23 protein-coding genes and 1 tRNA gene are annotated in these 20994 nt (G+C 38.9%); 13 read left to right on the top strand and 11 right to left on the bottom strand.

The window, feature by feature from the left end; genetic code table 11:
- Positions 1 to 599: M48 family metallopeptidase (locus tag U9O96_07225; GenBank protein ID MEA2054874.1), on the top strand; the 599-nt coding region annotated here is incomplete at its 5' end.
- A gap of 95 nt (positions 600 to 694) precedes the next feature.
- Here the strand turns inward: U9O96_07225 and U9O96_07220 are convergent.
- Positions 695 to 2071, bottom strand: coding sequence for an AAA family ATPase (locus U9O96_07220; GenBank protein MEA2054873.1), 1377 nt, complete (start codon positions 2069 to 2071; stop codon positions 695 to 697).
- 460 nt (positions 2072 to 2531) lie between these two features.
- Here U9O96_07220 and U9O96_07215 point away from each other — a divergent pair, with 460 nt between their 5' ends.
- Genes U9O96_07215 through U9O96_07200 form a run of 4 tightly spaced genes read left to right on the top strand, consistent with a single transcriptional unit; the run spans position 2532 to position 5746 of the window.
- Positions 2532 to 4121 carry an SWIM zinc finger family protein gene (locus U9O96_07215; GenBank protein MEA2054872.1) on the top strand — a complete coding sequence of 530 codons (1590 nt, stop codon included), beginning with the start codon at positions 2532 to 2534 and terminating at the stop codon, positions 4119 to 4121.
- 56 nt (positions 4122 to 4177) lie between these two features.
- Complete coding sequence (locus U9O96_07210) at positions 4178 to 4558, top strand: hypothetical protein (protein ID MEA2054871.1); 381 nt, start codon at positions 4178 to 4180, stop codon at positions 4556 to 4558.
- The gene (locus tag U9O96_07205; GenBank protein ID MEA2054870.1) at positions 4542 to 5540 is read left to right on the top strand and encodes a hypothetical protein; all 999 of its coding nucleotides are present in this window, start codon (positions 4542 to 4544) and stop codon (positions 5538 to 5540) included. The genes U9O96_07210 and U9O96_07205 overlap by 17 nt, the downstream gene beginning before the upstream one ends.
- Positions 5541 to 5560: 20 nt before the next feature.
- Complete coding sequence (locus U9O96_07200; protein MEA2054869.1) at positions 5561 to 5746, top strand: hypothetical protein; 186 nt, start codon at positions 5561 to 5563, stop codon at positions 5744 to 5746.
- A 242-nt stretch (positions 5747 to 5988) separates the two neighbouring features.
- Here the strand turns inward: U9O96_07200 and U9O96_07195 are convergent, their stop codons facing one another.
- Positions 5989 to 6495, bottom strand: a complete 507-nt coding sequence (locus tag U9O96_07195; protein MEA2054868.1) for a nicotinamide-nucleotide adenylyltransferase — start codon at positions 6493 to 6495, stop codon at positions 5989 to 5991.
- Positions 6496 to 6567: 72 nt separating this feature from the next.
- Between U9O96_07195 and U9O96_07190 the strand changes: the two genes are divergently transcribed.
- Positions 6568 to 6686, top strand: a tRNA-Thr gene (locus U9O96_07190).
- Between the two features lie 73 nt (positions 6687 to 6759).
- A complete protein-coding gene (locus tag U9O96_07185) occupies positions 6760 to 7053 on the top strand; it encodes a hypothetical protein (protein ID MEA2054867.1) in 294 nt (97 codons plus the stop codon).
- A gap of 34 nt (positions 7054 to 7087) precedes the next feature.
- Here the strand turns inward: U9O96_07185 and U9O96_07180 are convergent, their stop codons facing one another.
- Complete coding sequence (locus U9O96_07180; GenBank protein MEA2054866.1) at positions 7088 to 7402, bottom strand: transcriptional regulator; 315 nt, start codon at positions 7400 to 7402, stop codon at positions 7088 to 7090.
- A gap of 101 nt (positions 7403 to 7503) precedes the next feature.
- Between U9O96_07180 and U9O96_07175 the strand changes: the two genes are divergently transcribed.
- A complete protein-coding gene (locus U9O96_07175) occupies positions 7504 to 8385 on the top strand; it encodes a hypothetical protein (GenBank protein MEA2054865.1) in 882 nt (293 codons plus the stop codon).
- 5 nt (positions 8386 to 8390) lie between these two features.
- Complete coding sequence (locus U9O96_07170) at positions 8391 to 9659, top strand: adenylosuccinate synthase (protein MEA2054864.1); 1269 nt, start codon at positions 8391 to 8393, stop codon at positions 9657 to 9659.
- Here the strand turns inward: U9O96_07170 and U9O96_07165 are convergent.
- The 7 genes from U9O96_07165 to U9O96_07135 form a co-directional block, all read right to left on the bottom strand.
- The gene (locus U9O96_07165) at positions 9648 to 10190 is read right to left on the bottom strand and encodes an HDIG domain-containing protein (protein ID MEA2054863.1); all 543 of its coding nucleotides are present in this window, start codon (positions 10188 to 10190) and stop codon (positions 9648 to 9650) included. The genes U9O96_07170 and U9O96_07165 overlap by 12 nt on opposite strands.
- Before the next feature lie 100 nt (positions 10191 to 10290).
- Complete coding sequence (locus U9O96_07160) at positions 10291 to 10419, bottom strand: hypothetical protein (GenBank protein MEA2054862.1); 129 nt, start codon at positions 10417 to 10419, stop codon at positions 10291 to 10293.
- Positions 10420 to 10457: 38 nt separating this feature from the next.
- Positions 10458 to 10610, bottom strand: coding sequence for a type II toxin-antitoxin system HicA family toxin (locus U9O96_07155; protein MEA2054861.1), 153 nt, complete (start codon positions 10608 to 10610; stop codon positions 10458 to 10460).
- Between the two features lie 52 nt (positions 10611 to 10662).
- Positions 10663 to 11322, bottom strand: coding sequence for an HAD family hydrolase (locus tag U9O96_07150; protein ID MEA2054860.1), 660 nt, complete (start codon positions 11320 to 11322; stop codon positions 10663 to 10665).
- Positions 11323 to 12297 carry an NMD3-related protein gene (locus U9O96_07145; protein MEA2054859.1) on the bottom strand — a complete coding sequence of 325 codons (975 nt, stop codon included), beginning with the start codon at positions 12295 to 12297 and terminating at the stop codon, positions 11323 to 11325.
- 1 nt (position 12298) lies between these two features.
- Positions 12299 to 12601 carry a DUF424 family protein gene (locus tag U9O96_07140; protein MEA2054858.1) on the bottom strand — a complete coding sequence of 101 codons (303 nt, stop codon included), beginning with the start codon at positions 12599 to 12601 and terminating at the stop codon, positions 12299 to 12301.
- Positions 12594 to 16352, bottom strand: coding sequence for an LAGLIDADG family homing endonuclease (locus U9O96_07135; protein MEA2054857.1), 3759 nt, complete (start codon positions 16350 to 16352; stop codon positions 12594 to 12596). Before U9O96_07135 ends, U9O96_07140 begins: the two co-directional genes overlap by 8 nt.
- A gap of 214 nt (positions 16353 to 16566) precedes the next feature.
- On the opposite strand from U9O96_07135, the gene U9O96_07130 reads away from it, so the two are divergent.
- On the top strand, positions 16567 to 16737 hold the full coding sequence (locus tag U9O96_07130) for a hypothetical protein (GenBank protein ID MEA2054856.1): 171 nt from the start codon (positions 16567 to 16569) through the stop codon (positions 16735 to 16737).
- A 2-nt stretch (positions 16738 to 16739) separates the two neighbouring features.
- Positions 16740 to 17039 (top strand): Rpp14/Pop5 family protein, encoded by a 300-nt coding sequence (locus U9O96_07125; protein ID MEA2054855.1) that lies wholly within the window; start codon positions 16740 to 16742, stop codon positions 17037 to 17039.
- Here U9O96_07125 and proS read toward each other — a convergent pair.
- Positions 17026 to 18420: a proline--tRNA ligase gene (proS, locus tag U9O96_07120; GenBank protein MEA2054854.1), complete on the bottom strand. Its 1395-nt coding sequence runs from the start codon at positions 18418 to 18420 to the stop codon at positions 17026 to 17028. The two genes, U9O96_07125 and proS, sit on opposite strands and share 14 nt — an antisense overlap.
- Before the next feature lie 385 nt (positions 18421 to 18805).
- Here proS and larB point away from each other — a divergent pair, with 385 nt between their 5' ends.
- A complete protein-coding gene (larB, locus tag U9O96_07115; protein MEA2054853.1) occupies positions 18806 to 19567 on the top strand; it encodes a nickel pincer cofactor biosynthesis protein LarB in 762 nt (253 codons plus the stop codon).
- Between the two features lie 46 nt (positions 19568 to 19613).
- Complete coding sequence (locus U9O96_07110) at positions 19614 to 20756, top strand: DUF63 family protein (GenBank protein MEA2054852.1); 1143 nt, start codon at positions 19614 to 19616, stop codon at positions 20754 to 20756.
- Positions 20757 to 20994: the final 238 nt, after the last annotated feature.

Raw genomic sequence — 20994 nt, 5'->3', positions numbered from 1 at the left:
GAGAGGAGCGTTTTAGACAGTTGATGAAGATGAAAGTTTGGGCGAGAAACAAACTGAAGGAAAACCCCCATAGATTCAGACCAGAGAGACAAAAAGAATACAAGGATGGAGATATACTAAAAGTCGGTGATGAGGAATATACACTCAAGATAGAATTCAAAGATAAGAAGAGTAGTTCAGCAAGAATAATGGGTAATAAGATTCAACTCTTGATATCAAACAATCTTTCAAAAGAAAAGCAGAATGATCATATAGCCACGCTTATCAGTAGATGTATTGCTAGTAAAAGGCTGCCGAAACTCCAAGAGAAGATCGAGGAATTAAACAAGAAGCATTTCAACCAGAAAATAAATAAGATATTCTTTAAACATAATAAGTCAAACTGGGGAAGCTGTTCTACAGCAGGTAACATCAATATTTCAACGAGACTGCTCTTCGCTCCAGATGACGTGTTGGAATATGTATGCATACATGAGCTGGCTCACCTGATTGAACACAATCATTCTAAAAGGTTTTGGGTATTAGTTGAAGAAGCAGTGCCCAATTATAAAGAGAAAAGAAGATGGCTAAAAGAAAATGAAGACAAGTGCAGGTTTTAGTGGAATAGAAATTTGAAGAAATTGAAGTAAAATATTTTAAAGGCATAACACAGATGAAGGTTGAAATTCCAATTTATCATGATGGGTGGATGTGCTTAGATGGCATTTTCACTTTTTTCTATGCCTGCAAGAAATAATGGTGCTGGATACGCATTTTCATCCATTGCGTCTTTTGTTATATAAAAAACTTTGAATGGATATCTTTCTTTTTCTAATTTTCCATACTTAATTTCATATCCATAATTTTTTCCATGTTCTAGTATTAATAAATCACATTCTTTTCTATCATAATAGAATCCTGCAAAGCTGTGTCTTTCTTTAATAATTGGTTTCTCAAAACTCCAGATTATATGGCTTGATACAAGTTGCTCTACAATAACTTCCAAATTCTTATCTACAAAATCTAAAATATCCTCGTATGTGCACCCCGTTATATAGTGATGAAGAGCTTGTGGAATTAAACTGCTCTGGAAAATAATTTTTTTCTGTTTTCTCAAAGAATATCTTTTCTTATTTATATCCCATGCTGGAAGAAGATAAATTATTCTAGACTTTTCAAGTACTTCCATATATTCTCTTACGGTATTGTGGTGTATTCCAATATCTGAGGCGATTGTGATAAAATCAAGTCTTGAAGATCCAGAAATCAGTATTTTTTCCATTATCCCTCTTCCAATCTCTTCACTTTTATTCTCTTTTGATAATGTTCCAAGAAATAGGCGAATCATCGTTTCATAAAAATTTTCATCTATTTTTCCTTTTTTCAAATATTCTAATGTTGCATCGGGGAATCCCCCAGTCAAAATATAGGAATAAAATAGGGGTTCAATCTCGTCAAAGTAAGGAACCATATCTTCAATGTTGGGATTGAGAGGAGGAAAACTATCAAATTTTTTAATTTTGCTTGCAAGTCTACGAGCATCAGGATTTTTTATTTTGTCCTTCATATCTACAAGATTATTTATAAATTCTCTGAAACATAGTGGATTAAGAAAGTATTCATTTCCCTCAATTTTTCTTCCAGGAAGTCGCTCTTCCCTCTCTTTAATCTTTACGGGATTTGAGCCAGTTGCTATGATTGTCAAATCTGTTGTTTCTGCAAGCTCTTTTAATAAAATGTTCCAACCACCAAGGTAAGTTATTTCATCAAAAATAACAACTTCTCCATTGAACCTTTTCACAAATTCTCCAACTATATTTTTTATTTCCCTCAAACTGTATCTATCGCATGAAATGTAGATTATTTTTTTCCCATCTATTTTTTCTGTCAAATCCTTTATTAGAAGTTTGGCGTAAACAGTTTTTCCTGCTCTTCTTATGCCTCTTAAAAGATAAATTTCTCCTTTTTTTATTCCTGTTTTTCGCCTATTTAAGAGAATCTCTAAATTTTTCAAATCATTATCGTTTTTTTCCCAATCTCTTCCTTTCCACCACGCATTTTGAGGATTCAATCCCGATAACTTTATCGCCATATGTGACAGTATGATATCATAGTTTTTAAATTTTATGATAATCTATTGTCATAAATTTACTTTTTTGTGATAACGCATTATCATAATTTGTTTTTTGGTTTTATTACATCTAGTATAGCAATGCAACTTCAGTTCAAAAGTCTAAATGATGGGACTGAAATTATTTTTTTTCTGATCGCATATTCGAATTCAAATGTCAAATGGCAAAATATTTTAAATGCAAATGCATTGCATTAATAATAGTGATAACAACGGTAATCGAGATTAAAAATGAAAGTTGAGATTCCAATTTACCATGACGGTAACTGGTCAGTGGTCTGAAGCAAAACATCTGTCCATAAGATAAGGCTCAACATACTTCAAAGAAACAAAAATCGTTGCTTTAAGGAGAGAGCTTCACATGGCTGACCTATATCCCATGATGTTTGGATGGATAAAGAAAAAATAAGGTGGGGAGTAAATGCTTTCTAAACTAAAAAGAAGCAATGTTATGGGGATGTGCGATGAGCGTATATTCTGTAGAGGCGAGGATTATTATAAACGTGGCTTTGTAAGAGAACTCATCGAGGTCGATGGGATCATACATGCAAAGGTAATTGGCACCTATATCTATGATGTGGAGATTAAGGAAAAAGACGGTATAATGGAAGCAGATTGTTCTTGCCCATTTGAAGGTTTTTGTAAGCATATCGCCGCAGTTCTTCTTGCATGGGTAAATCGTGACTCTTCAAAGTCAAAGGTTGAGTTTATTGATACAAAGCACGTTAAAGAATATCTTCAAGGTGTTGATAAAGATAAATTGGTTGAAATAATTATGGGTTATGCATCTACGAATATGAATTTATTGAAATCGTTGAAGGTCGATGCATCAATAGCCCTTAGGAAAAGCATAGATGTTAATTCTTATAAGCGCGAGATTGCCAATGCTATGGATGTGGATTTCATCGATTATTATTCACAAATAGATTTCATAAAAAATCTCAATAGAATAGAGAAAGACATAAGAAAACTCATCGACCCTTATCCAAATGATGCATGCGACCTATTGTTCTATTTTATTGAGAAGTGCATGAAGAAAATTGATTACGTAGACGATTCATCTGGTTCATTCGGAGATTTTATCGTGGAACTCGGTTCTCTATATGGTAAATCTCTGAGAAATGCTGATATCGATGAAAATATTATTGCGCCAAGGTTGATCAAATTGTATTTCAAATTTTCAGATTATGGAGTGGAGGATGCTATTTTAGAAGCAATGAAAGAGTTAAATAACGATTCTTTAGCAAAGATAGAAGATCTCGCTTGGGGAAAGTTGAAGAAGGCAGGTAAAAAAGATGAATGGGAAATAGAAAATGCACAGGACCTTATCTTGGAAATAGTAGAGCGGAGGGATAATGAACGTTATATAGAATTGTGCAAGGAGTGGAAAAGATATAGGAGATTAGTCGATAAACTCAAGGAGCTCAATAGGTATGGGGAAGCCATTCATGCGGCAAAAGAAGGGATTGATAATGGAATAAAATTGAGGGAAGAACTCTATGAACTCTACAAAAATCAAGGAGATTATGAAAGTGCCCTATCTATTGGTTGGAAAATTTTCTTTGATTCTACACGAAATGGATTTATCAAGATTAAAGAGGCATCAGCCTTGCTTGGTAGGTGGGATGAAGAAAGGGGAAAGATTATCGAATTTCTGGAAGATAATAAGAGAAACGAGGACCTATTGGTTGGCATTTATCTGGAGACAAAGGATCTGGAAAAGGCATTGGAGCATAGTAAGGGAATTGGTGAATACACTCTGAAAAAATTAGCAGAATCTGTTGAGCGTAGATTCCCAGAGAAAGCAATTGAGATTTATAGTCAAATCGCCGAGAAAAGCATAGATATGAGGAGTAATGATGCATATAGAAGAGCAGCAGGGTACCTAAAAAAGGCAAAGGCAGTTTACAAAAGAATGGATAGAATGGACAATTGGGTGAAATACATCGAAGATATACGCACCATTCATAAGAGAAAAATTAACTTTATGGCCGAGATAAAGGGGCTTTGAAGATGAAAAGGGAGAAGAAATTTAGAATCTGGAATCATGTTTTATTGGTGATAATGATGAGTAAAAAGGTTTGGGTAAGGCAGTATAAGGATATTCCAGAAAAAGAGCGCGAGCGCCTTGAAGAGAGGCTGCGCAATTATGCTAAAGAAGAATGGAATACGATGATCAGAATTCGCTTTCGGGGGCGCTTTGCCTATATCGATGCGATAGATCCAGATGTGCCAGGAAGGCCAACGCATCTCTGCCGTCTGGAATGGCTTGGTAATCCTGATAGTTGGAGATTTGCCTTCTATAAGTACAGTGATGAAAGATACGCACCGTGTGTAGGATCGCGGGGCACTTTTGAAGTGACGCCCGAGGATGCTTTCGACTGCTCGGCGGGATGCTATCTACCTGAGAGAAGGAAAAAAAGGGGTAAAGATGGGAAAGATCAATAAAAAACCGGAAATCGGAGAATTTATATATAAAGCAGAGGAACTCATTAACAAAAGAGATTACGAAGGCTCGCTAAAGATTTGCAATAAGATGTTGGATGCTCATCCAAAGTGCGAGGAAGCCTTGTTGATTAAAGCAGAGTGTTTATTTCATCTAGAAAAATTGGAAGATTCCCTAGATTGTTCAAAGACTTTACTGGAAATAAATCCTAGCTGTGATCAAGCGCATCGTCAGGTTGCGGGTATTATGTTTGCAGTTGGAGATTATGATAATGCACTGAAATCGATCGATAAAGCATTGAAGATTTATAGCGATAGCTTTGACAGTATTATGATGAAAGCTCAAATCTTGTATCAATTGAACGATTCTTCATATAAAAAATGGATTGGAAAAGCAAGAAAAATAGATCCAAAAAGGACAGAGAATTTTATGGAAAACTTCTGGATTAAAGAGGAATTTATTCCTTATTCATTGATAGCCTTGAGTGATTCTATAGGAGAAATAAACGATCTCATGTCCAAGCGGGAGTTCAAAAAGGCTATAGATGTTATAGACAAAATAATAGATTTGGAAATGAAACAAGGAATGAGGGAAGTCATTTATTCTATGAAAATTGAATGTCTCATATGCCTTAAAGATTATAGAGAAGCTGAAAAATTTATTCGGGAATTAATAGATTTGAATAAAGATTATCCGATGGCATATTTTCATCGAGCAGTTATTAAGTTTAATACCCTTTATTTTAGAGAAGCGTTGGATGAGTTAAATAAATGTATAGAAGTTGCCGAAAAAGTTGACATGAGACATCCTCAATATTATTTCCTTAAAGCACAGATATTGAAAAAATTTAATGACAACAGTTATAAAGATTTTGAGAAGGCTGCCAAAGAGGTAGAAAAAGAGAATATTGAGCGATTTAAGTCACTTATTAAGGAATCGGGCATGAATATCAGAGATTTTAAGAAAGAGTTTGGGATAAAATGATAATATGAAAAGGAGAAATAATGGCAATAATCAATTTTAGATGCGGGAAGAATTTTGATTTTGAAGTTGGAAAAATCGCTTTCGGAGAAAAATTGGGCTTTGAAAACGAAATAAAGTGTGAAGATTGTGGTGTTTTAACTTTAGATGAAGTTGAGTTAACAGAATTGGGACAGACTCAGGTATCGGAATTATTCTTTAAGGAGTAATTATGTCTAGTAAAGATGAAAAAGAAAAGATTTGAAGTTTGTAAGTTCTGTGGCGAAGTCAAGTAGAAAATATGCCCTAACATATGATCAGGATCCATCCAGATAAAGTTAAGGGAAAATCGCCAGAGGGAATGATTGCCGGCAATAGTGGGATTGAAATTTTCTTTTGGGGTGAAATACCTTTTAAAAAGTTCTTTTTGGGCTGAAGTACTTTTTCTTTCTAAGAAAAAGGGCTCTGGAGTTCATTTTATCTGGTAGAGCTTCCTGATTCTTTCATCACCTTTTATTTCTTTTATTGTCCTTGCTACAGCCTCTGGCACAAGATGTTCCCATTTCTCGCCTTCAGCCATCCGGCGCCTTATTTCGGTGCCGGAGTATTTTTCTCTTTCGAACATGGGCGTTTCGATAACATTGATGTCATCCTTTTCGAATATTTCTTTTATGAGTGCATTATTTGACAGAACCACATCAAATTTTGGGGAAAGATCTATTATATGGCTGGCATATACACCGTAGCGGTTTATATCCGGTACTGGAATGACATGACATTTTTCAATCTTTATCTCTTCCATCGCCTTATAAATCATCAGGTATCTTTCTCCCGCCGTAAAGGGGTTATGAAAAGTGTAACTCTCCTGTGCAGAACCTATGATGATAACTAATTCACCGTATTTTTCCAATACATATTTTACAAGTTCTGTATGCCCTTTATGAAAAGGCTGGAATCTTCCTATCAGCAAAGCACGCATGATACGATATATCCTTTTGGCATAAAAAATGTTGGGTAAAATTTTTTAACAACAGGCATATTCCATACCTAAGCCGGCGTAGCTTAGCGGAAGAGCGGCTGACTTGTAACCCTTTTCCATGTCTGCAAAAGCGTTAACGGAAAAGGATGCAGGAAATCAGCAGGTCGAGGGTTCAAATCCCTTCGCCGGCTTCAGATTTACAAACTTTAAAAATTATGTGGCGTTGCTTTTAAATATTCCATCCAGTATTCCCTTTGGATAAAAATGAAAGTATCTGATTTGAAAGCAAACAGCAGTGTGGACGAGATTGTTTTGAAAATAATTGAGAAGAGCGAACCAAGGGAAATTACAAAAAGATTCGGGGGAACTGCCAGAGTTTGTGATTTGGTCGGTGAAGACGATGAGGGAAATACCGTACAAGTAACACTTTGGAATGAGGAAATAGACAAGGTGGCAGCAAATGAAACCGTGAAAATCACGGATGGCTGGGTAAAGGAATGGAACAATCAACTACAAATATCAACCGGAAGAAGCGGTAGGATAGAAAAAGTGGAATAACACTCTTTCCCAAGAACAAGTCACCGGCCGTTGTTTAATATTCTATTCTATCTAAAATCCTGTTAGATATCAGGAACTTGCACAGCCTGCATATTTCCTTTTCCACAGGCTTTCCATCTACTATATTCCTTGCAGATATTTCAAATTCCTCCTTTCCCATCCCTCCCAAATCGATGTTTCCCCTCTTTTTTGAGATATACTGGGAAATGGCCGCATCTGTAAGACCGAGCAATTTTGCCGCATCCTTCTGGTGCATATCGTAGTCCTTTATTATGACGGCTGAAAGCTCCCTTCTGATTGCGGGAAGGATATACCAGGTGATTATTTCGCATGGAACTTTTCCTTTCATCCATTCCTATATAAAAAAACCTTATTTAGTATTAACCATCGTTAATTCTCATATTCCATCGCATTCCAAAATTTTTTATTTGATGAGAGTATACTTTTCCCATGCAAGAAATCCTTTCTCTTCCCTCAAAGCAACTACGTGAGGAGTTGGGAAAATCCGAGGAAAAATACCAGCAGCTGCGGGAAAAAAGAGATGAATTGAACAGAATGGCAAAGGTTTTGCGTGAGGAAAGAGATCTTTTGAACCAGGAGAAGAAGAAACTGCTTGAAGAGATGAAAAGCGTAAAGAAAATGAGGGACGACATTGTAAAAGAGATGAGAAAACACAAAGAGAAACGCACGGAATATCAATCCCAGGGTAAGTCGCTCATTCAGGCAAAGAGAAAACAAAAAAATGCATACAAAGGGAATGTATTTTTGCAGGCCAAGGAATTAAAAATCGAAATAAGAAAGCTGGAATACGAACAGGAAACAGTGCCCATGAAACCAAAAGAAGAAGAACGCATAATAAGAGAAATAAAGGAAAAAAGAAAGGAATATGCGGCATCGATGAAAGAAGTGGAAAAGCAGAAAAAAGTTGAAGTTGACCTCACAGATTTGGACAAATCCATAGACGAGCTATTCAAGATGGCTGATGGAGAACATGAAATGGTGGTCAAATACTATCAGGAAAGCCAGCAATATCACGAAAAATATGTAAAATTGATTGATGAAGTCTCAAAGTTAATAAAAGAATCAAATGAAAAACATAATGAATATATAGAGACAAAGCAAAAGGCGGATGAGATTCATCAGAAAGCCGTACAGATGCTTGGGAAGGTAATTGCCATAAAAAACGAGAGAAAGAGCAGGTACAAGAAAGCAAAGGACATGATAAAAGAGCAAAATGTGAAGGCACGGAAACTGCTGGAGGGAAAAGACAAAATCATAGATAAAAATATTGAAGAATTGAAGAAGAAAGGAAAAATAACTATTGGGGTATAAACAACATGCCGGCGATTGTACTCATCGGGCTTCAGTGGGGGGATGAGGGAAAGGGAAAAATAACGGATTTTTATGCAGGTTATGCGGACTGCGTCACCCGCTTTCAGGGTGGCAACAATGCAGGGCATACGGTCATTGCCAGTGGAAAAAAATACAAGTTCCATCTTATACCCTCAGGGGCTGTACAGGGCAAGGAAGTAGTCATCGGCAACGGTGTCGTTTTAAACCCTTCGGTTCTGCTTGGTGAAATTGAGATGCTGAGAGAGGAAGGAATAGAATTGCGGCTTCACATAAGTGATAGGACAAACGTCATAATGCCGTACCACCATATTCTCGACGGAGCTGAAGAAAATTTACTCGGGGACAAAAAAATAGGCACTACCGGCAGGGGGATAGGCCCATGTTACGCTGATAAAATTTCGCGTTTTGGAATAAGAATGGAAGATATGATTGACAGTCATATATTAAAAGAAAAATTGGAAAGAATCATCCCGATAAAGCAGGCGATGATAAATGCATTTCATTCTAGAGAAAAACTTGATATCGATAAAATATTTAGGGAATACAGTTCATATGGTAAAAAACTCGGGAAGTACGTCACGGATACTACCCTGTATATAAACAAAATGCTTGATGCGGGCAAGACCGTCTTATTTGAAGGGGCACAGGGATGCATGCTGGATATTGACTTCGGTACGTATCCATACACCACTTCATCCCATCCCGTCGCCGGCGGCGCCTCCATCGGGGCTGGCGTCGGTCCAAAGAGATTTGATAAAGTTGTTGGTATTCTCAAGGCATATACCACCAGGGTTGGAGAGGGACCGATGCCGACCGAACTTACCGACGATGTGGGAAATCATCTTACAGAAAAGGGAAATGAATACGGTACTACCACGGGAAGAAGGAGAAGGTGCGGATGGCTTGACCTTGTCGCTGCCAGGTATGCGTGCAGGATAAATTATGTCGATGAGATTGCTGTAACCAAACTGGATGTACTCGACGGGCTTGAAAAAGTAAAGATATGCAAGAGGTATGAATGTGGCGGGAATGAAACGGATAATTTTCCTTCATCGTTATCATTGCTATCAAAGTGCAGGCCGATATACGAGGAAATGGATGGATGGAAAACAACGGCAGGGGTTAAGAAATATGATGATCTACCACCAAAAGCGAAGAAATATCTCGACGCCATATCGGAATGGCTGGACGTGCCCATAAATATCATATCAACAGGTCCTTCAAGAGATGAAACAATAATGTTAAAGGCCTAGTTCATCGCTTATTCCATTCATCGCCTCAAGTGCCAGCGATAGGAACTCCCTCGTATCCATTCCGATTTTATCGCATACCAATATCCTTCCCCTGTCTATATTTTTTGCAAAGGATTTGTCCTTGAATTTATGAATCAACGATTTCGTCTTCACTTCCGACAGCTTCTTCCCGGGCATCACCAGAGCGGTGGCAACCACAAGACCGGAGGCGGCATCAGCAGCAATCAGAGCTTTGTCGATCAAAGTCTCTGCCTTCACTCCAGTTCTCTCATTGTGGGCCCTTACGGCATGAAGCGCTTCTTCCGGCAACTTCCCCTCAAGCATCTTTGCTGACAACAGTCCATGTTCATTCATATCCGACTTTTTGTAGTCTATATCGTGAAGCAAACCTGTCATTTTCCATATCTCTTTATCCTCGCTAAATTTCTCTGCCATCTTTTCCATTATCGTCCCAACCGCCATCATGTGTTTTCTCAAATTTTCCTCGCCCACCTGCTCCAACATTTCCATTGCTTCCTCATCAGATATCATAAAAGTTAAATGATTTAGCGTTTAAAATATTAATTGTTAACTTTCGATATAAATAAAGAAGGAAAAGAAGGCTTGCCTGCATTGTTGTAAGCAACAGCTTTTATTGTATGCTCGGAAAATGCTGTTTCATCCCAGAGCCATCGATATAAAATTCCACCCTATTACCATTTGTATCCATTTCAACAGCTGTTCCTCCCATTATAATTGCTTTTTCTTCACTCCTCCTCATGCACTTTACATTTTACATAAGATGATGGTTATCACGTTTTATATGTCTTTAAGTATCCTGATAAGTTCTTCTTTTGGAGTCGAGTTCCACAGTGCCAATTTTGAGAGTATATCACTTAGTGTGCCCTTCGCTATCTCATTGTGATAAGGCAGGGTGATATTATGAGTTTCCGATGGTGTTTCTTTTCTCATCCTGATATGGCATCCTCAAAATGCAGCCCAACAGCCTCCCTTATATTTTCCGTTAATTCATCCAGCGTTTTTTCTCATCTAACAATTTTTCCTCGAACTCCTTTAAATTTTTTACCGCATGGCTTTCGTCCATTTTTTCTTCCCTGTCCAGATAGAAGGATGTGATGCCAGCCTTTAAAGGAGATAAATAATCAAATTCCCAGCTATCGCCAATATGAACTATCTCTCCTTTTTCTACGTCCAACGTTTGACATATTTTTTTATACACGCTTGGATTCTTCTTCGTTTGCCCGAAATCCGTTACGGCGGAAAAAATATGTCCAAATTTTTTGCTGAGGTTCAACGCTTCAGCTTCAATTTTTATGAATTCTCTAGCAGCATTGGATATGATTACAAGTTCATAATTTTTGCCAAGTCTGTCCAAAACTTCCGGCACCTCGGGATAAAACTTTAGAAGATATGCATTTTCCCTGAGCAGTTTTTTCCAATCATAATTTAAATCCAATTTTTTCAGCCAGTACTTTATATCGTACCACTCAAGAGATTGTTCTCCCACTTTCATGTACTCCCTTTCTATATATTTTTTCGCTTTTTCAAAATCTACATCTTTCTTTTTTGCATAAATAGTTGGGATTATTTCGAGCCAGACATGATCAACATAATCTTTCCGAACAAGAGTGCCGTCCATATCAAAAGAAATTACTTTTATCATTCAATCGCCAACCAAGTATATTCTTCCTTTCCATTTTATTATTTTAACTTTCTCCCCTGTTTCAATTTCCTTCGGTTTCGATATCACAACTGTTCTGTAATTCTCCGGATCAAGAATCTGTATTTCATTCTCTTTTTTTGATAAAACGATCGCTTCCAGTTCATCGACATCCATAACTTTTGCCTTCGACATTTCATTCCTGTAAAAATATTTTTTTTCACCGCTTGCCATATCCCTCAGGCCGATTCTCTTTCCCATGTCAAATACTCTGTATACTCTGTCATTGATTTCCACATATCCATTTTTTGAATATTCTGGGATTCTCACGATGTATGTATTTCTGTAAACCTCCCTGCCATCTTTCACTCCTATAAGCGAGGATGAAATATTGGTTTCTCCACGAAATGCATCATTCAGAATTCTGGCGGCGGAAGCAGCTATCTTTTTGTCACCCATGTAGTAATCCACCCCCCCATGCTTTCTTTCCCTCTTTGATATATAAGCACCTCCGTATGCTGATGCTTTTCCATAAACTATTTCATCGCTCAATTTTATTTCACTTTCCGTCATTTCCATGTTCTCTTTTCTCACTTGCAAAATCGCTTCGAAGTACCCTCCTTTCATTCTTGAACATACCTCACATATGCTATTTTTTATCTTTATGTTTATCTGGCCATCTTCACGTATAAAAAAACCGTGGAAATTTCCACTGCATGTAACTTTGTTTTTTTCTATGTTCACTCTAAAATTTTTTATCTCATCATGCTTTGTGCTCCTCTCCAAGAATTTCTTAATCAAGCTTTCCAGGCCGCCCTGCATCCATTCCTTGTCTATTTTGTAAGAGCTACAATTTTTGCAGATGCTGACAACGATGCTGCTGGGTATATCAAAAAATTTGTTAATTTTTACATAACATTCAATGCACAAACCGTTAAAGGTTTCATCCGTTTCTTTACCACATTCCACACAAAACATTTTATATCATCAGTGCAAACTGTGCATGAGGAATATCGCCTATGTTTAAAACATTTTCCTTCAATATAAGCCCCATCTTTATTCCGCATCCAACACATCTCCTGCCAACTAAATTTGCTATTGTAGCCCTTTGAAGGTGTTCCTCGAGCGTTTTTTTGTCACCGTATATATCGCCATAAAAATCCTTTGATACTTTGAAGGTGATGCCTCCGCCTTTCAGTGTTTTTCCAAGTAATTCTGCGTCACATGCAGCCACCAGTATTTCATTTCCAACTGCATATGTTTTTATACACATTTTATTCATTGGTGAGTCTGTATCTTCCTCTTTTTGGCTCAAATACTATCCCCCCCCTTATCATTTTACTCATCATATTTTCCACAGTTTTTTCATCAAGTCCTTCCTCCATACCCCTCGATTTTATTGCTTCCAGAGTGGCACATTCTTCTTCTTTACATATGTTTTTTATTATCATGGTTATTATTTTCATTTTGTCTTTCTGGCTATGAGAAATTCCCGTCGTTATAATATCTATATCCAGGTCTCCCGTTTCACGGTCAACTCCGACTTTTTCCAGATAGTAGTCCACAATGCCAATCGCCCTCTGTGCATCCTCCACTGTTACAACGTCTGATAGGCGGATACGTGCAGATGCCTCTGCTATGCGGACAAAAGCTTCCAGCTGTCGGGGTGTGAAAGGCACGGAATCTCTTGCTGCCGATCTTATTTCGACATAATAGTCCCTCAGTTTTTCAACTGCCTCTTCAGACATTACGGGAAACACGTTTCTCTTTGCATATGCTATATATTTCCTAAAAAATTCTGGGTCGATGGAAGGCTTTATACTTTCCAATCCGTCGGGATACTCCTTTCCCATATGTTCCTCATGTTCCATTTTTTCCCCGGCTAGATGAACCCCCAGTATATGGCTAGCTAGGCTGGTATCCCTCCCTCTGTCCGGCCTGTCCGTGACAGGAAATATCAAATCAAATCTGGAAAGAAGGGCTGGCGGCATATTTATCTGGTCTGAAATCGAGGCAAACTCATCAAAACGTCCAAATTTGGGGTTTGCAGCGCCCAGTAAAGAACATCTTGACTTTAATGTAGCATTTATACCTGCCTTTGCAATGGAAATTTCCTGCTGTTCCATCGCCTGGTGAAGCGCATCTCTATCTCTTGCATCCATCTTGTCTAGTTCATCGACGCAGGCAACACCCAGGTCTGCCAGTACAAGTGCTCCAGCTTCCAGAGTCCACCTGCCTTCCCCGAATTCGTCACTTCTTATAGCTGATGCCGTCAATCCAGCGGCTGATGATGACTTACCAGAAGTGTAAATTGATCTAGGCGCCAATTGGGATACATATCGAAGGAGTTGACTGTTATGGACGTATACGTCATTCGCTATAAAATTATGATATCCGGGCACTTGAATATCATATACGAATTCTTCCTCAGGTGCGAAATTCTCAATCTTTTTTATCCTATCCCAAAAAATATCCGCATTAGCTACGGTTTTTAGTGCAGATATGAGATCGATAACGTTGGTTTCTTCGATGCATTTTAACAATGCTCCAATCACTTTATTCTTTGTCGTCTCAACACATTTTTTCTTAGGTTTAATTTTCGTGCATCCTATTTTTCCATTTTCATATTGCGATAACAGGGTTTGGCTGAATCCAGATAAATCAGCGATTTTTCGCTGTGAATAATGCAAAGATTTTCTTATCGATCTTAAATCATGCCAATTATTTGATGATGTCAACCGCTTTCTTGCTTCAGCGAGCCAATTCATGCGATAATCAAATTGCTGACTTATTCTACTTAATGCCGACCTAGATGGATTTTTATCTCCTCTTTCGTAATGTTGATAAGAACTCCTCAAAATTCCGCATTCAGATTGGTTTAGTCTTAATTTATTTCTTATCTCCTTCAATAAAGAGGAAATGTTTGGTATGATGTCTACATTCGTATTGTAGGCTAGGGAGGAGTTGCATAATTCTTTAAGCCTTTCTTTTTTTTCAGCCACAGTGAATCCTATTTCGTGGTCGAATTTGATCGCATCCTCTCCAGTTATCGACAAGCGATAATATTTTGTTTTTTGATGGCAAGGCGAATTAGTTGCCCTAGATAACGTTGGATGAACCTGCGAATTTATCCCAAATCTCAATAGCAGATGCTTTACTTGGGATAGCAATTTCTTAGATGCTGACGATAGCACAATTCCTCTAGATTTTTTTGATACGGTTCCTTCGCAGTCAAATAATGCTGAAAGGAAAGCGGATATTTCTTCTTTTGAACACTTGAAGAGGAGATCTGGTATTCTCTTTGCGGTTGATGGACCGCCAGTTCCTATATTTTTCAAGAACGTACCAAATTCTATCCTTGGAACAATAATATCTCGCGCCGATTTTCCTTTATGCGCTGCTCTATACGATGGATTAAGTCCAATTTTTTTTGCAAATACGCAGAATTCGTCTAGTAGCTGTGGGTCGTTATTGGTGAAAAAAGCCGTGGATAGTTGATAACCATCTTTCCTCTTTAATTGCAAGTATTCTTCCGCGATAAATAATGCGATAAATCTCCAGAATTCCGGCGTGGTTTTGTCGGGCAGATTCAGCCTCACGGCATTTCTCGCTTTTGACCTAGTGTAATTGATATCAATGGGCTGCGGCTCGCCAAAAATATCGATTTTTCTCGGCGTTGCTATAAATTCCCCTTCCTTTAAATCTTCCGCCTTCCTTTTTTTTACACGAGCATTGTCACCGAAAACAAAAAATGGATGCGTTGGCGTGACTTTTATTTCTCTACCAGAACTCGTCGTGATGCGGTACATTTTTTCTGGAGCGAAACGCTTCCAAAGCAAATTTCCAGTTGAATCGACATTTTTACCGTTTAAGCCAAGGGAAATTAAATCGTGATTCGTTTCTATATACATCCCGTCATCGACGAATCCGCTTAATTTTTTGGATTCTTCATCATCCACCACGCTTTTTATATCGCATAAAGAGCCATCTGCTAGAAGTATCTCCGTATCCCCACTCACGCATTTCGCAGTTCCAGGATCACCCACGAGGAGTATGTGGATATCCCCCCTTATCCTTGTTCCGTCTGGCATATGTTTCGCCATGCCGCCGAATAACTGCAATGCAAGCGAGTCCTTTTCCCTATCGAGCCCGTATATCGTCGGTGCGATTGACTCCTTTATCTTATTGTATATGAGGGGATCTTTACTTACCTCTATTATTTTTTTTTCATCCTCGTCACTTATCTGCACTTCTTCAAACGCCTGCTCTTTCTGTTCTACGGTGCTTGCATCCATGACCTTGTCGAATTCCGTGAGTTTTATGTTTCCCATCCTTCTCTGCTGCCCACGCATTACGCCATTGACGGTAACCCTGTCTCCAGGAACAATACTGCCCACCAGATCATCTTCGAGATAGACGGTCAGGCGGAGGGGCTGGGCACCGCCACGCAAATCTTCGGGATTTTCCTGTATCTCTATTTTCTGGGAATCAATAAATTTCGACTCCTCGGTCAGTAATCGGAAGGAAGTTCTCCTGCCGCACCCGCCCTGATCTTCGTAACATTCCAGAGGCTCCTTCAATATGTTTTCGTTCTGGGGGACACGTATTATCGCGCCACATTTAAGGCACTGAAAGGCAGCATCTTCCAGTTTTGGCCTTACCTCTGTAACTTTTTTTACAAGCCCGTCAGCAGCTATGAATTTGCCGAGATGCTGGGATCTCAGGTCCCTTATTCCTATTTTTTGTGTCTCGGGCAGGTTTTTTACCCTGAAATGCAATTTTGGAGACGGTTCCACGGGCATATCCATCCTTTTTAGGGCTGCCTCTGCCGCATACAAACATATGTAAGGCTTTTCTATCAAGAATTCGGCCATCTCGGCATCGTGAGTATCTATAACCCAATAATCCAAAATTAAACTCTTTTTTTCTGGATAGAGCAGGGCTGCATGGTCTATTTCCTCCTTACAGTAGTCATAAAAAAATCGCTCCCATTTTTCAATAATTGTGTCCAAATTTACTTCTGCCAACTGCATAAAAAATAATGTGGCTGGGGTAAATAAAATTTGGGCAGGGGAAAACGAGAGAATAAAAAGTTTTCTATTGGCATGCAGAATGATGAACCGGCTAGACTTGGAATTGCTGAAGATAAATTTCTGATCCAGGTTGATTTAACTCTTTTTTCATTTCCTGTGGAACCCAGGTACAATACAAAAATAATAAATACACAACGTATATACCAGTGAGAATATGGTCACGGTAGAAGAAGAATTATGTCGCGTAGAAATCGTGAAAGAGGGGAGCGAGTTCATAGCTAGGGCGCATACCCAGGCCGGAACGAGGGAATACAGGAATATACTGTTTGAGGACATGCTCCGTGAACTGGTTATCGACCTGCAGGAAGAGTTCGGGGAACTCTGAGGATGGTAAAGGAAAAAACAGGAAGGCAGAGATATATATTGTTTTCGGTTAATGGTGGGATATCAAGATCGGAGATAATCCATGCCATAAATAATTCCTACCGGAAGGCGTATGAAGATGACGATGTGCCATGGCTTACCGTTTACGAAAAAAAGTACGGGATAGCGAGATGCAAACATACCAGAAAGGACGACGTGATAAATCTTCTGAATTCCCTGAAAATAAATGATAAATTTTTTATTAGGACACTGAAAACATCCGGAACGATAAAGAAATTGAAAAAAGAAATCAGTAACTTTTAGCAAGGCGAAGCCAGTACTTTCCTTCCTCCCCGCATACAACGCACTTTCCATCGCATTTTCTTTCCGGAAATGGGGTACCAAGAGATTTCATTTCGGTTTTTTCTTCCATTCTGAGGCCGCATTTCTCCCTGCCGCACCACGGAACCTCTATTATTCCATCCTTTTTCTCGAGCGTATGAAAAGTGTGGATGTTTTCTTTCAAAAACCTTTTTGCCCGTTCGAAAATCCTCCTATCAAAAAGGTTCATCTCCGCTTCTATCTCCCTTAGATTGTTTCTGTCTATTTCCTTCTTTAAGCCGTCTCTCGTCGCCACAGTAACAACGCCTTTCTCCACATCTCTGGGCCCTATTTCAATACGCAGAGGGACACCCTTCAGTTCCCAGTCATAAAATTTATTGCCAGGTGTTTTATCTCTCATATCCAGATGGGTTCGTATGCCCGCACCATCGAGTTCCTGTTTGACAGCCCTGCATTCTTTTTCGACAATTTTTTCCTTTCCCTTAAATATTATGGGCACGATAACAACCTGAATCGGGGCTATGGAAGAGGGAAGTGCAATGCCTTTATCATCCCCGTTCATTCCCACGATAGCACCAAGCACTCTTTCCGACATGCCATATGTGGTCTGATGGCAGTATTTATGCTCTCCGCCCTCATCCTCATACTTTATCTCGAACGGTCTGGAGAAATTATCCTTGTATTGATGTATCGAAGCGACCTGAAGTATCTTTTTTGACGGCATGAGAACATCGATTCCCAGGGAATACTCTGCTCCCGCAAATTTGTCCCAATCCGGCCTTTTACTTATCATATATGGGAGACTGAGCTTATCAAAAAATTTTCCAGCGATTTCAATGTCTTCCCTTATCTGCGCTTCGGCCTCCTCAAAATCATTGTGACAGGTATGTGCCTCAAAAAAGTGTATCTCTCTAACCCTTATGAATGCCTTTGTCATCTTTGTTTCGTACCGGAATGTATTTACTATCTGGAATGTTTTCAGAGGCAAATCGGCATGAGACCGAATCCATAAGGAGAAGATATGATACAGCACTGTCTCGGAAGTAGGCCTGAGAATCAAACGTTCCTCGAGTTCCCTATCACCAGCATGAGTGACCCAGAATACTTCGGAGCCAAATCCCCTGATATGCTCTGATTCTTTTTGAAATAGGCTCTCGGGAACTAAAAGAGGAAAATAAACTTCCTTATGCCCCGTTTCCCTCATTTCAAAACGGATGATGGAATCTATGTTCTGCTCTATTTCCCAGCCATAGGGTTTCCATATATTCATTCCTTTTACGGGATACCTTTTATCACATAAATCTGCCTCTTCGACAACTTCGTTATACCATTCATCGAAGTCCTTGCTTTTGTCGGCTTTCATCTGTCTTGAATTGTTAAAGATTTATTAAAACTGACGGTTTTTAGAAAATTTCCGGGATAAGTGGATTACTTCAGGGAATTACCGATGAACCATCCGAAAGAAAGGCTCACCGATCATGCCTATGCTGTTTGCATCTGGTTCCACTTCCCACCTGTTTTTCTTGGACGAACCTCATTGAACGGGATTTCCCCCATATCCAACTATATTGAAAAAGCGCTTAATTCAGGTTGAAGGTGTACTAAAGGATACGAGGGGGAGGGAGGCGTAAGTTATACGCCAACCCCGTATCCACGGCTATAAACAAAGGGCTATTAAAAAAGTATCTAAATTTTTTGAAAGGCGATAACAAACTTTTTTAAGCATTGTAAAGCATTTATGCAATAATATGATGGAAGAAAGAATAAGAAAAATACTTGAAGATGTGCAGTCCGGAAAAGCAAGCAGCGATAAGGCCATGGAGGAATTGCGTTATCTCCCCTTCCTTGACATGGGGGATATAAAAATCGATTCTCACAGGAGGATGAGAACGGGCATACCTGAAGCAATATTTGCCCCCGGGAAATCAAAAGAGCAGATAGTGAACGTTGTAAAAGAAATGAGAGGAAAGGACATGATTTTCATAACGAAAGCAGATGCTGATGTTTATAAGGCGGTTAAAAATTTTGGCGATGCAACATATTATGAAAAGTGCAAAATAATCGTGATAGGAAAAAGAAAGAAAATTGAAAAAGAAAGAAATGAAGGGTATATCGTGGTGGCAAGCGCCGGCACGGGAGACATTCCCGTTGCGGAGGAAGCGGCGGTGACGGCCGAAGCATTGGGAAGCAGAGTGGAAAGGATATATGATGTGGGGGCTGCCGGAATTCATCGTCTTCTGGAATTTAAAAACACTCTTTTTAATGCTACGGTAATCGTTGCAACGGCTGGGATGGACGGTGTGTTGCCCGGGATTATATCCAGTCTATTCCCTGTTCCTGTCGTAGCTCTCCCGACAAGCGTGGGATATGGCACAGGTATAAGAGGATTTGCCGCATTGCTTACCATGCTCAACAGTTGTTCTCCGGGGATGGCGGTTGTCAATATAGACAATGGTTTCGGGGCTGGCGTGTTTGCCCACAAGATAAATGAGAAAAAGAATGGAAAATGATATGTTTTTACCGCTAATTTATTATATCGTTTTTATTTCCAAATAGATGCGTTTATGGGTGATTGCCGCAATTATTACAGTTCTGGTGTTTATAGCAGGATTATTGATTGCTCCGGACATATTTTATGATCAATTCATATGGAAATATTTCTGGGGGCCCGTAGTGGCGGATGCGGCAGACCATTCTGTGAGCTATCACGGAATAAGGGCTGTAGAGGGTTATACGCTTCTGTCTGAATTTATTTATGGAATGCTGCTGCTTGCAGTTTTTTATTCTATGTACAGGTTTTTCAAATTTTTCAATATACAGATAAATACATCATTTTTCATAGCTTCATTGCCATTCATAATTCTGGGCTCAACGCTAAGGGTGCTTGAAGACAGTGGATTGTACGAAAAGCCGTTGTCCTATTTTTTTATATCTCCCCTAATATATGTGCAGGTCGGGATATACTTTTTTTTGTCTATATTGCTTGGAATTTATGTTGAAAGAAGTGATAAAAAAAATAGATTGTTTATTCCTGCCCTGGTGTTCATAAACGCGGCATATATGCTATTTTATTTGTTATTTACAGGCAATTGCAAGCATCCCGTCCATCCTCTCATTATGATTCTTTTTTCTATTGTTTCCCTAGCACTGTTTATGGGTTACAAAAAGAAAAATCTCACGTCATCCATGTTTTTTCTGGGCCTGGTGTTTCTGTTGCCTTCATTGTATCTCGTTTCCCTGTGGGTTTATGGGGATAGATGGGGAAAGTTCACTGATGTAAATCTTTCAATAGTGCCTCTGGTGCTCTCAATATCTGCTCTCATAACTTTTCTCACATTCTTTTTTGCAAGGAAGTACAAAAACAGTGTGTACTCCTTGGCTATCAATCTTTCCCTTATATTTTCACATATGATAGATGGATGGACAAGTTACTTTGCGGTAGTAGATCCATTGAAGATAGGAATAAGCTATGGCGAGAAACATCCCATACCGTTATTCCTCATGAAAAATTTTTATGGTCTGGGGTATCCATTGGTAAAGCTTGCCATAATAATCGGGATAATATATGCAATGGACATATATCTAAAGGAAGGGCTGATCGAAAAGCCCATACTGGTGGGGCTAATAAAATTCTTTGTGTTGATGCTGGGGTTGGCACCAGGGCTGCGCGACATGCTTCGCATTGTAATGGGAATATAAAATATGTTGTGGGGCAACGAATTTGTTGCGTAACTGGTCAGCGGTCTGAAGTAAAATATCTATTTGTAAGATATGACTCAATAAATGAGAGACCTTCAGACGGCTGACATCTAGAATGCTTTGAAAAACCCCCACCGTATTCATCATTTTTTCGTAGCGGCCTATAATACATCGGTTTACCGATAACTTTATATATATAAATATATATTAAGTTATTGAGATGATGCAAATGAGAAAG

This window comes from Candidatus Thermoplasmatota archaeon, from assembly GCA_034660695.1.
GTDB lineage: Archaea > Thermoplasmatota > E2 > UBA202 > DSCA01 > JAYEJS01.
The sequence above is the reverse complement of the archived record's forward strand: the minus strand, read 5'-3'. Positions and strand labels throughout refer to the sequence as shown.